The sequence below is a fragment of the Scandinavium sp. genome (assembly GCF_036271055.1).
Classification (GTDB): Bacteria; Pseudomonadota; Gammaproteobacteria; order Enterobacterales; family Enterobacteriaceae; genus Scandinavium.
Genome location: NZ_DATBBJ010000085.1, coordinates 23,442 through 34,900, shown reverse-complemented (window position 1 = coordinate 34,900; position 11,459 = coordinate 23,442). Strand labels below are relative to the sequence as shown.

Here is an 11,459-nt window from a genome sequence, read left to right as displayed (position 1 = left end):
TTTCGCTTTTCTCTGTCAGAATTTCCGGAGAAACCCTTCTGACCCGGCGGCTTGCTTGCCGTTGTTCCGTGTCAGTGGAGGCGCATTATAGGGAGTTATTCTGAGACGGCAAGAGGAAATTCAAAAAAACTTTCCAACCGTCTCTTTTTTACCCAAACGCCTACTAAACAGACAGCTTTTCGAGCCTTTCGAAGCCATAACGCTGCAAAACGGGGAAAAGTTGTTCAGTTTCCGGCGTCTGAGCCATACAAAAGGCAATATTCGATTCTGATGATTTCGCATCCGGGGCTTCATGTTCAAGCAACCAGGCCGTTCGCCGTGCAATCGCCGCACCAGAATCAATCAGTCGGGTTCCCTCTGGTAATACTTCAAGCAACTCATCCTGTAATAAAGGGAAGTGTGTACATCCCAGCACAACGGTATCGGGTGGCTCAGGCATTTTCAGCCACGGGCGCAGAATCCGACGCAGCTCGTCAAGCTCTACGGGTTCGCCATGCAGTTTCGCTTCAGCCAGCTCGACCAGTTCGGCGGAGCCCAGCATTTCAATCTGACATTCGTTAGCAAAGCGCTCGATCAGTTCACGTGTATAAGGACGCTTTACCGTTCCGCGTGTCGCCAGTAACCCCACCACGCCATTCGCCGTCAGGCGTGCAGCTGGTTTAATCGCCGGAACGACGCCCACCACAGGGAAAGCAAACTTTTCACGCAAAGCAGGAAGGGATACGGTGCTCGCCGTGTTACAGGCAATGACAGCTAATGCAAGAGGATACTGCGCCGTGACCGCCGTGACGATTTCAAGCACACGTTCAACAATGAACGCTTCGCTCTTCTCGCCATAAGGGAAGGCAACGTTATCGAAAGCATAGATGTAATGAAGATCCGGCAGCAGGTGCCGAATCTCATCATATACCGACAACCCACCGACCCCGGAATCAAAAACCAGGACGGTGGGACGTGGATCAGAAGGTGTAGCTGCCAGACAAGGTGTATTCCCGTCCTGCAGTTTCGTAGCCATAAACTGTCTCGTAATCTTTATCGAACAGGTTGGCGATTTTACCACGAACTGTAAGGTGAGAGGTGACAGGATATGAAACTGCGACATCCCAGAGGCTGACACCGCCCATTTTGACGCGCTCTGAGCTGTAAGTCGTCGGGTCGACCGCAACGTCGTAACGAGTTCCCAGATAACGATACGCAACATTCCAGTCGAGATCCCAAACCTGCCAGTCCAGCTGGTACTTCACTTGCTGCTTAGAGCGGCGAGCCAATACTTCATTGGTTTTGGCATTGCGCGGGTCAACATAGTCGTAGGAAATCTGATGTCCCAGCGGGCCTGTATCAAACTGTGCCGTCGCTTCAACGCCTTTGATTCGTGCTTCGCCAACGTTGTAATAACGATAGGTGTGCGGATCGCTATCAATCAGGTTATCGATATCGTTACGGTAGCCCGTCACGCGCCAGTTAACCGGGCCGCTCAGCCCTTCAAAGCCACCTTCCCACTGCTTGCTTTCTTCAGGCTTAAGATCTGGATTACCGTAGCTCGCGCTATGGATTTGGCTCATGGTCGGTGCTTTATACGCCGTACCGTAAGAACCGATGATGCGGTAGCCATCGATAAACTCCCACGCCGCGCTGGTTTGCCAGGTACTGTGGTTGTCGAAATTGGAGTTATCGTCATTACGGGCCGCCGCTTCCAGCGTCACGCTGTCGAACTGCTGCATTGCAGAGAGGAATACGCCGGTATTGTGCTGCTCATAGCCGTTATCCAGATAACCCGTTCCGGCCTGAGTTTTCTGTTTCTGCCAATCTACGCCAGCGCCGATATTGCCGTGACCGACAGTAAAGGTATTCAGCCACTGCGCGGTGTACTGTTTAACGTCATCCGTTGTGGCAGAAGAAGCGTAACGGCCTTTACTTGGATCATAGTTCTGATCTTTGCTGCGACCATAACCCGCCACCAGCTGAGACTCATAAAAGCCCTGATGGTAGCGCAGCCCAGTATCCCAGTTTTGGCTATAAAGCTGACGGGTGTCGGGTCTGCCATCCACCATGTAATTGGCATCATAGTGGTCATAGCCGTCATAAGCCGTACGATTATCATAGCCAAAGCCACGCACGAAACCACTCAGGTTGTCGGTGAGCTGCTGCTCAACGGAGCCAAAAAGAGACTTACTCATAAAACCGTCACGGTCGGGCTGACGCGGTGCATCTTGTGCGTCGATATCAAAGCCGCGCGTGTAGGTATAGTTGCCGCCGAGGGTAATTTTGGTTTTATCGTATACCTGCTGGAAAGAGCCATCGTAGGTTTGATAGCCGTGTGAACCCACGCCCGCCGAAATTTCCCCACCGGGTTTATCACGCCCGGTAATAATGTTGATCACCCCGCCAATCGCATCAGAACCATACAACGCCGAACGTGGGCCGCGGATGTATTCGATACGCTGAACGAGTGAAACGGGGATCTGGCTTAAATCAGGCACATTGCTGATACCTGCCGTATTCAGCGGGACGCCATCAATGAGCACCAACACATGGCGCGACTCCGTGCCACGTATAAAGGTAGAAGAAGTTGAACCCAGGCCACCGCTTTGGGCGATGTCGACACCCGGCAGCCGCGACATAACGTCAGTAATGCTTTGCGACTGCCAGCGTTCGATATCTTCGCGGGTGACAATAGAAGTCGGTGCCAGAACGGTATTAACAGGTTGTTGAAAACGATTTGCCGTGACGACCATCGTGTCCGGGTTGCTGTCCTGCGCCCAGCCAGAAAAAGCTGTGACGGAGAGCGCCGTCAGCAGCGAAGCTTTTTTAATCATTGTTAAAAGCATCCAATATATAAGACGGATGCCGCTGGTCTCATCAGTAGCTCGCGATGATGAGGATCCGTTGCGACGTACTCCGGCAGGTCTTCGGGCTAGAAGGCCCCCGAAACAAATCGGGATAAAGAAATGAGGACTTCCCGCCCATCGGCAGTGTCTGCTTACGCTCTCATTTCGCCTTACTTTACCGCTGCGCGTCAGCTCCAGATTTACACTGGATTCCCTTTTAACTCACAAGACCGGAAACAGGATGCTACATTCAGTTACATACAGATGTCCAGACTGCTAATCCGCTAATCTCGGCCACAAGGGCTGGACATCCTGTGAGCATTCCCTACAATCGCCGCGTAATTTTTATCTTTCAGGAAGCATCATGACCCCCGAACACCTGCCGACAGAACAGTACGAAGCCCAACTGGCGGAGAAAGTCGTCCGTCTGCAAAGCATGATGGCGCCGCACAATGCGCCCGCTCCGGAGGTGTTCCGCTCACCTGTCAGTCATTACCGCATGCGTGCCGAGTTTCGTCTGTGGCACGACGGCGACGACCTCTATCACATCATCTTCGATCAAGAGACCAAGCAGCGTATTCGGGTCGATACCTTTCCTGCCGCCAGCGAACTGATTAATGCGCTGATGAAAGCCGTGCTGGAAGGCGTGAAAGGTGAAAAAGTCCTGCGCCATAAGCTGTTCCAGATTGATTACCTGACGACCATGAGCAATCAGGCCATCGTTTCTCTTCTTTATCATAAGAAGCTCGATGACGAATGGCAGGCCGCCGCCACTGCGCTGCGCGATGCTCTACGTGCCGCCAACCTGAACGTGCACCTGATTGGCCGTGCGACAAAAACCAAAATCGCGTTGGATCAAGATTTCATCGATGAACGTCTGTTGATTGGTGGCCGTGAAATGATCTACCGTCAGGTGGAAAACAGCTTCACCCAGCCAAACGCAGCAACGAACGTTCACATGCTGGAATGGGCGTTGAATGCGACTCAGGGTTCAAAAGGGGATTTGCTGGAACTGTACTGTGGCAACGGTAACTTCTCGCTGGCACTGGCGCGTAACTTTGACCGCGTTTTGGCGACTGAAATTGCTAAACCGTCAGTGGCCGCCGCGCAGTACAACATCGCCGCCAACCACATTGATAACGTGCAAATTATCCGCATGTCAGCGGAAGAATTTACCCAGGCAATGACCGGTGTGCGTGAGTTCAAGCGTTTGCAGGGGATTGATCTGAAAGGCTATCAGTGCGAAACGATTTTTGTTGATCCACCGCGAAGCGGGCTGGACAGCGAAACCGAGAAGATGGTGCAGGCATATCCACGTATTCTGTACATTTCCTGTAATCCGGAAACGCTGTGTAAGAACCTGGAAACATTAGGCCAAACGCATAATGTTGAACGTCTGGCGTTGTTCGATCAGTTCCCGTACACCCATCATATGGAGTGTGGGGTCTGGCTGACGAAGAAGTAAGCCCTTTGTAGGCCGGATAAGCAAAACGCCATCCGGCAAAATGGCAGGTAGCGCTCAGCTTACCTGCCCTACAAAACAAACCTTACTCCGCGATTTCCGCTTTGCGGTTACGCATCCGGAAACCAATCCAGAACACCATAATCACCGACAGAAGCGTCGGGAAGAAGTTAGATCCGATATCCGGGTATTCTGCACGCACCACGGCGCTGTAAATCAGCACACCCAAAATAAAGCAAGCGGCAGCAAGCCCCGGCAGACCCAGCGGCATCGTGCGATTCTGATAACGTTGATGCAGACAGTACACCGTCAGCACCAGCGAAATGAGAGGGAATACGGTAAAGGGCACAATTGAGCTGAACAGCGCGGCAAATGTCCCGTTAATGGATAAACCGGCGATCAGCGCCAGCAACAACGTACCTCTGTCTTGACCTGTCTGTTTCATTGCTATTCCTTCACATTATTCGGAATGATGAGTCATCTTCTCTTGTTCACGGCGATACCAGTAATACGCACCTTTCGAAATCATTCGCAGCTGCAATACCAGTCGCTCTTCTAATTGCCGACGCTGTTCAGGGCCGACATCCAACACCTCCGCGCCCGCACTGAATACGATGGTGACCATCGCTTCAGCTTGCGCCTCTGTAAACGCGCGTGGCATGTGGTTTTCGATTTCGAGATAGTCCGCAAGTTCCGCAATAAAGTGCTGAATCTCACGAGCGACGGCAGCACGAAAAGCCGCAGACGTTCCGGAGCGTTCACGCAACAGCAAGCGAAATGCGTTCGGATTGTTACCGATGAATTCCATAAAGGTCGACACGGAAGTGCGGATAACGCTGCCGCCTTTGGCAATACGCTGGCGCGCCTGACGCATTAACTGACGCAGCATCAGGCCACTTTCGTCGACCATGGTCAGCCCAAGTTCATCCACATCGCGGAAATGACGATAGAAAGAGGTTGGCGCAATTCCTGCCTCGCGCGCCACTTCACGCAAGCTGAGGCTGGCAAAACTTCTTTCGGCACTCAATTGACTGAATGCCGCTTCCACCAGCGAACGCCGGGTTTTTTCTTTTTGTTGCGCTCTAACGCCCATCACGATGTCTGAATCCTTCCATCTGCCTTGTCGGCACTATACCAGAGATTAAAACTAATCTGTTTGAGGTGCTTTGTGAATGATTGTTTACGCGCGGTTTGTGCTCTCCCGCGCGAAAAAAGCACAACGATAATTGGGTTATCGGGGCAATGATGTTAGTATTCTGTTGCTTTTATGTATAAGAACAGGTAAGCCTTACCATGCCACACACCTACGATTATGATGCAATAGTAATTGGTTCTGGCCCGGGCGGCGAAGGTGCCGCAATGGGGCTGGTTAAGCAAGGAGCCCGCGTCGGCGTTATCGAGCGTTATCACAACGTCGGCGGCGGATGTACCCATTGGGGCACCATCCCGTCGAAAGCACTGCGCCACGCCGTTAGCCGTATTATTGAATTCAACCAAAACCCTCTTTACAGCGATCATTCCCGTCTTCTTCGTTCTTCCTTTGCCGACATTCTCAATCATGCCGACAGCGTGATTAACCAGCAGACGCGTATGCGCCAGGGATTCTACGAGCGTAACCACTGCGAAATTCTGCAAGGCGATGCCCACTTCGTTGACGAGCACACCGTGGCCCTGAAATGCCATGACGGTTCGGTGGAAACCATTACCGCAGAGAAATTCGTTATCGCCTGTGGCTCCCGCCCGTATCGTCCGGATGACGTCGATTTCTCGCATCCACGCGTTTACGACAGCGACTCTATTCTCAGCCTGCATCACGAACCCCGCCACGTAATTATTTACGGCGCAGGTGTCATCGGCTGCGAATATGCGTCTATCTTCCGCGGAATGGAGGTCAAAGTTGATTTGATCAACACCCGCGACCGCCTGCTGGCATTCCTCGATCAGGAAATGTCAGACTCGCTTTCGTACCACTTCTGGAATAGCGGCGTCGTCATTCGCCACAACGAGGAGTACGAGAAGATTGAAGGCATGGACGACGGGGTGATCATGCACCTCAAGTCCGGCAAGAAACTCAAAGCCGACTGCCTGCTGTTCGCCAACGGGCGTACCGGTAACACCGACAGCCTGGCGCTGGAAAATATCGGCCTGCAAACCGACAGCCGCGGACAGCTGAAAGTAAACAGCATGTACCAGACCGCCATTCCGCATATCTATGCAGTCGGCGATGTAATCGGTTATCCGAGTCTGGCCTCTGCTGCTTACGATCAGGGCCGAATTGCGGCGCAGGCGATGGTCAAAGGCGAAGCGACCGCACACCTGATTGAAGACATCCCAACCGGCATCTATACGATCCCGGAAATCAGCTCAGTCGGTAAAACCGAACAGCAGCTGACGGCGATGAAAGTGCCGTATGAAGTGGGACGTGCGCAGTTCAAGCACCTCGCGCGGGCGCAAATCGTCGGGATGAACGTCGGCACGCTGAAGATCCTGTTCCATCGGGAAACCAAGGAAATTTTGGGGATTCACTGCTTTGGTGAGCGCGCGGCCGAAATCATTCACATCGGCCAGGCGATAATGGAGCAAAAAGGTGGCGGTAACACCATTGAGTACTTCGTTAACACCACCTTTAATTACCCGACAATGGCGGAAGCCTATCGGGTTGCCGCACTGAACGGCTTAAACCGCCTGTTTTAACGGTTTGTCGAAATGGCCATCCATCTGCGTACGGATGGCCTCTGCCAGCTGCTCATAGCGGCTGCGCAGCGGTGAACCCGGACGGTAAACCAGCCCAACGGTACGGCGCGGCTCTGGCTTGATGCACGGCACATAAACCACACCATCGCGTTTACGCTCAGGTGGAACAGCCAGCGCCGGTAACAGCGTAATACCGCTACCTGCAGCAACCATGTTGCGCAGCGTTTCCAGACTGGTGGCACGAAAATGCGTATCTTCATCTGCGCCCGCTTCAAAGCAGAAGCCCATTGCCTGATCGCGCAAGCAGTGGCCGTCTTCCAGCATGAGCAGTTTTTCCCCGGCCAGATCGGACATCGGTACGCGGTCGCGATTCGCCCACGGATGATCTTCGTAGATAGCGAGCATCATCGGCTCGTCAAACAGCGGCACCTCAATAAAGGCTTCACTCTCTTTGACCAGCGCCAGAATCGCACAGTCGAGCTTACCGCTGTCGAGTTGCGCTAAAAGCTGATGGGTTTGCGCTTCGTGCAGATACATTTCCAGTTTGGGGAATGTCTGGTGAAGCATCGGGATAATTTGCGGTAACAGATACGGTCCAACGGTTGGGATCAGGCCGATATGCAGCGGCCCGGACATCGCTTCACCCTGTTGGCTCGCCATTTCCTTGAGCACTTTGACCTCGCGCAGCACGGTCCGCGCCTGGTCCACCAGCAGCAAACCTGCCTGAGTGAACAGCACTTTACGGCTGGTGCGCTCCAGCAGCATCACGCCCAGCTCATCTTCCAGCTTGCGAATCTGCCCGCTCAGCGTTGGCTGGCTGACGTGGCAAGAGTCCGCCGCACGGCGAAAATGACGATGCTCGGCTAACGCCACCAGGTATTCAAGATCACGAATATTCATTATTCATCCTCCATCACCACGATAGTTCATGGCGATAGATAGCATAGCAACGAACGATTATCCCTATCAAGCCCTCTGGTCAATAATACTCCACAGAAACGAGGCGGTATCTCATTTAACCCTTGAAGCCACCGACCCGTTCAGAGTTTCTCTCTGATATAACTAAAGCCAACGTAACTTTGCGGACCCCGTGGTCCGCTTTTTTTTGCGTAAAAAAACCAGCTCGGGGCTGGTTATGTATGGGCCGGGTAAGCGAACGCTCCACCCGGCATCAGGCTGTTGGCGAGGTTAACCTAAGCGCTCATTTGCGTCTTTAATTGCCTGCGCGACCTGTTTGGGCGACACGCCGCCTTTCGCCGCACGTTTATCCAGACAAGATTGCAGCGACAAAATCGCATAAACGTCATCACCAATCGTTGCACTGAACTTCTGCAAATCGGCAAGCGCGAGCGCTTCCAGCGGTTTACCCTGACGAATGGCTTCCACCACCGCTTCACCGACGATGTGGTGCGCTTCACGGAACGGCACACCTTTGGCGACGAGATAATCCGCCAGTTCTGTCGCATTCGCGTAACCCTGCTGCGCCGCTTCCTGGCAACGCGGACGTTTCACCTGAATACCGTCCAGCACCAGCGCGCCCATGTGCAGACAGTCAAGCCAGGTGTCGAGCGCATCGAACAGCCCTTCTTTGTCTTCCTGCATATCTTTGTTATACGCCAGCGGCAGACCTTTCAGGGTCATCATCATGCCCGTCAGCGCGCCCTGCACACGACCGCATTTACCACGGATAAGCTCCAGCGCATCCGGGTTTTTCTTTTGCGGCATCAGGGAAGAACCCGACGTCACACGGTCAGACAGCTCAACAAAGCCTGCTTCACCGGAGTTAAAGAAGATCAGGTCTTCGGCGAAGCGCGACAAATGCACCATACCGATTGAAGCGTTAGACAGCAGCTCGAGCACGTGGTCACGGTCAGAAACGCTATCAAGACTGTTACGCGTTGCCGAGGCAAAACCCAACCAACCCGCCAACTGTTCACGGTCGATTTCATATGCAGTACCTGCCAGCGCACCGCTGCCCAGCGGGCTGACATCGAGGCGTCTTAAGGTATCCTGCAAGCGGCTTTCATCACGCGCCAGCATTTCAACATATGCCAAACACCAGTGAGCAAAGGTCACCGGCTGCGCGCGTTGAAGATGGGTATAGCCCGGCATCACCGCGTCCTGGTTGTTCTTCGCCGTTTCAACCAGCGCGCCCTGCAACTGGCGGTTAGCGCTTAGAAGCTCGGTCACAGTGTCTTTACACCACAGTTTGAGATCGGTCGCGACCTGGTCATTACGGCTACGCCCTGTATGCAATTTCTTGCCCAGTTGGCCGACTTTGTCGATCAGTTTGCCTTCCACCCAACTGTGAATGTCTTCCGCATCGCTCTCCAGAATCTGCTGCGGGTTCGCACGCACTTCTTCGAGCAGCACATTCAGCGCTTCTTCCAGTTGCTGCTGTTCCGCAGCCGTCAACACATTCACCGTCACCAGCGCTTTAGACCAGGCCACGGAGCCAATGATGTCCTGCTCCGCCAGGCGATAGTCAAAGCGCAAAGAGTCGTTGAACAGTTTGAACCGTTGATCTGCTGCCTGAGTAAAACGCCCGCCCCAAAGTGCCATAATTGATATTCCTTAAAGATAATGAGATTTCGCCCGGTGGCGCTTCGCTTACCGGACCTACGTGGTGTTCGTAGGCCGGATAAGCGCAGCGCCATCCGGCAATTCACAAAAAGGTTATGCCAGAATACGCGTGCCGATTGGCGTGCCGTTAAACAGCGAAGGCAGTTGCTCGGCGTGACGCCATGAAGCGATATCCACCGGGCGACCCAGCGTACGTGCGGCATCCAGCGCGGCATTCACTTTGACGATCATCCCGTCGGTGATAATGCCCTGGTCAATCAGCTGCTCAGCTTTCTCTGCCGTCATTTCGGCAATCCGCTGGCCTTTGCCATCAAGAATGCCGCTGACGTCAGACAGCAGAATCAAATCCGCACCCAGCGTTGCCGCCAGCGCCGTAGCAGCTTGGTCGGCATTCACGTTCATCAACTGCCCTTCTTCGGTCACACCGATAGAGCTCACCACAGGCAGGAAACCGCCTTCCAGCAGCGTGTTAATCAGTTTCGCTGAACCTGGTTTCGCTAAACCTACGTGGCCCAGCTCTTCGTCCAGTTGTGTCACTTTAACGCTGTCGCCATCGCCGAGATACAAACCAACGGAGGCAATCTGATGCTTCTTCGCCCACGCCAGCAGCGTTTTGTTCGCCGTGCCCGCAAGCGCTCCGGTAATAATGTCAATCTGATCAGCAGGCGTCACGCGCAGGCCGTTTTTCTTCTTCACCGGCAGGTTAAGCCCTTTCATCAGCTCATCCACCACGCAGCCGCCGCCGTGAACAATCACCAGCGGGCGCTTATGCTCGGCACGATAATTAACCAGTGCGTCAAACAGACGCTCCAGCGCTTCTTCACTGTCCAGCAGCACACCACCGAGTTTGATAATTAAAGGATTCATCATCACACATCCATTAAAGAAGAGACTGGGTTTCGGCAAAGCCAAAACGAATATTTGCGCACTGCATGGCCTGAGCCGCCGCGCCCTTGAGCAGATTATCTTCTGCGGCAACCACAATCAGGTGTTCACCCTGCACGGCAAAGCCAATATCGCAGAACGGCAGACCGACCACGTTTTTCAGCGCAGGCAGGCTATTGTCATACAGACGAACCAGTGGTTTGCTGGCATACGCCTGATTAAACACGTGAGCCACCTGCTCACGGGTCACACCCGCTTTCAGGCGACAAGTAATGGTTTCCAGAATACCGCGTTTAAAGTTACCCAGATGCGGGGTAAAAATCACCTCTGCACCTAAGTGGGTGGTGATTTCTGGATGATGGCGGTGGTTGAACACGCCGTAGGGTTGCAGGCTCACTTCACAGAAGCTGTTGGAAATGGCTGCTTTGCGTCCGGCACCGCTGACGCCGCTGGTAGCGTTGATCACCGGCCATTGGGAAAGATCTAACAATTCTGCGTCGATCAACGGTTTGAGCGACAACTGCGCCGCCGTCGGGTAACACCCTGGCACCGCAATCAGATTTGCTTCTTTGATTTCGTCACCGCTCCACTCCGCCAGTCCGTACACAGCCTGCTCCAGCAACTGAGGGTGCTGGTGAGTAAAGCCGTAATATTTCTGATAAAAATCAGCATCGTTGACGCGGAACGCGCCAGAAAGGTCAAACACCACGCAGCCTGCCTCGAGGAACTGCGGGGCCAGATCGTGGCTCACTTCATGTGCCGTCGCGAGGAACACCACGTCCACACCCGCGCTAAATTCACGGATATCGGACATTGGCTGAAGCGGGAGATCGACCACGCCTTTCAGCTGCGGATGCAGGTCAGAAATTAACTTTCCGGCATCATTGCTTTGCGCTGAGACCGTCAAAGCGGTTATGTTCATATGCGGATGACGATTGACGTAATTCACCAGCTCAGCGCCTGCATAACCGCTTGCGCCTACAATCAGCGTATTCAACATCGGGTTC

General features: G+C 53.6%; 10 protein-coding genes and 1 riboswitch. Of the genes, 2 read left to right on the top strand and 8 right to left on the bottom strand.

Annotated features, from left to right (window positions below; genetic code table 11):
* Positions 1 to 163 precede the first annotated feature (163 nt).
* Positions 164 to 1,015 (bottom strand): glutamate racemase, encoded by an 852-nt coding sequence (murI, locus tag VH187_RS18945; protein ID WP_329703003.1) that lies wholly within the window; start codon positions 1,013 to 1,015, stop codon positions 164 to 166.
* On the bottom strand, positions 960 to 2,816 hold the full coding sequence (btuB, locus tag VH187_RS18940; protein WP_329703002.1) for a TonB-dependent vitamin B12 receptor BtuB: 1,857 nt from the start codon (positions 2,814 to 2,816) through the stop codon (positions 960 to 962). The genes murI and btuB overlap by 56 nt, the downstream gene beginning before the upstream one ends.
* 67 nt (positions 2,817 to 2,883) lie before the next feature.
* A riboswitch (cobalamin riboswitch) is annotated at positions 2,884 to 3,078 on the bottom strand.
* A 114-nt stretch (positions 3,079 to 3,192) separates the two neighbouring features.
* On the opposite strand from btuB, the gene trmA reads away from it, so the two are divergent.
* On the top strand, positions 3,193 to 4,293 hold the full coding sequence (gene trmA / locus VH187_RS18935) for a tRNA (uridine(54)-C5)-methyltransferase TrmA (protein WP_329703001.1): 1,101 nt from the start codon (positions 3,193 to 3,195) through the stop codon (positions 4,291 to 4,293).
* Positions 4,294 to 4,375: 82 nt separating this feature from the next.
* On the opposite strand, the gene VH187_RS18930 is transcribed toward trmA, so the two are convergent.
* Positions 4,376 to 4,735 carry a YijD family membrane protein gene (locus VH187_RS18930; protein ID WP_329703000.1) on the bottom strand — a complete coding sequence of 120 codons (360 nt, stop codon included), beginning with the start codon at positions 4,733 to 4,735 and terminating at the stop codon, positions 4,376 to 4,378.
* A 15-nt stretch (positions 4,736 to 4,750) separates the two neighbouring features.
* Positions 4,751 to 5,386, bottom strand: a complete 636-nt coding sequence (gene fabR / locus VH187_RS18925; RefSeq protein ID WP_329702999.1) for an HTH-type transcriptional repressor FabR — start codon at positions 5,384 to 5,386, stop codon at positions 4,751 to 4,753.
* A 197-nt stretch (positions 5,387 to 5,583) separates the two neighbouring features.
* On the opposite strand from fabR, the gene sthA reads away from it, so the two are divergent.
* Positions 5,584 to 6,984, top strand: a complete 1,401-nt coding sequence (sthA, locus tag VH187_RS18920) for a Si-specific NAD(P)(+) transhydrogenase (protein WP_329702998.1) — start codon at positions 5,584 to 5,586, stop codon at positions 6,982 to 6,984.
* Here the strand turns inward: sthA and oxyR are convergent.
* The 4 genes from oxyR to argC form a co-directional block, all read right to left on the bottom strand.
* Positions 6,967 to 7,884 (bottom strand): DNA-binding transcriptional regulator OxyR, encoded by a 918-nt coding sequence (oxyR, locus tag VH187_RS18915; protein ID WP_329702997.1) that lies wholly within the window; start codon positions 7,882 to 7,884, stop codon positions 6,967 to 6,969. The genes sthA and oxyR overlap by 18 nt on opposite strands.
* Positions 7,885 to 8,172: 288 nt before the next feature.
* Positions 8,173 to 9,546, bottom strand: a complete 1,374-nt coding sequence (gene argH, locus VH187_RS18910) for an argininosuccinate lyase (protein ID WP_329702996.1) — start codon at positions 9,544 to 9,546, stop codon at positions 8,173 to 8,175.
* Between the two features lie 114 nt (positions 9,547 to 9,660).
* A complete protein-coding gene (gene argB, locus VH187_RS18905) occupies positions 9,661 to 10,437 on the bottom strand; it encodes an acetylglutamate kinase (protein WP_329702995.1) in 777 nt (258 codons plus the stop codon).
* A 10-nt stretch (positions 10,438 to 10,447) separates the two neighbouring features.
* Positions 10,448 to 11,452: an N-acetyl-gamma-glutamyl-phosphate reductase gene (argC, locus tag VH187_RS18900; RefSeq protein ID WP_329702994.1), complete on the bottom strand. Its 1,005-nt coding sequence runs from the start codon at positions 11,450 to 11,452 to the stop codon at positions 10,448 to 10,450.
* Between the last annotated feature and the right edge of the window lie 7 nt (positions 11,453 to 11,459).

Excerpts from the sequence above, each read along its gene's own strand:
- VH187_RS18930 (WP_329703000.1), bottom strand. The coding sequence starts at position 4,735 with ATGAAACAGACAGGTCAAGACAGAGGTACGTTGTTGCTGGCGCTGATC.
- sthA (WP_329702998.1), top strand. The coding sequence starts at position 5,584 with ATGCCACACACCTACGATTATGATGCAATAGTAATTGGTTCTGGCCCG.
- argH (WP_329702996.1), bottom strand. The coding sequence starts at position 9,546 with ATGGCACTTTGGGGCGGGCGTTTTACTCAGGCAGCAGATCAACGGTTC.
- argC (WP_329702994.1), bottom strand. The coding sequence starts at position 11,452 with ATGTTGAATACGCTGATTGTAGGCGCAAGCGGTTATGCAGGCGCTGAG.
- murI (WP_329703003.1), bottom strand. The coding sequence starts at position 1,015 with ATGGCTACGAAACTGCAGGACGGGAATACACCTTGTCTGGCAGCTACA.
- btuB (WP_329703002.1), bottom strand. The coding sequence starts at position 2,816 with ATGATTAAAAAAGCTTCGCTGCTGACGGCGCTCTCCGTCACAGCTTTT.
- trmA (WP_329703001.1), top strand. The coding sequence starts at position 3,193 with ATGACCCCCGAACACCTGCCGACAGAACAGTACGAAGCCCAACTGGCG.
- argB (WP_329702995.1), bottom strand. The coding sequence starts at position 10,437 with ATGATGAATCCTTTAATTATCAAACTCGGTGGTGTGCTGCTGGACAGT.
- oxyR (WP_329702997.1), bottom strand. The coding sequence starts at position 7,884 with ATGAATATTCGTGATCTTGAATACCTGGTGGCGTTAGCCGAGCATCGT.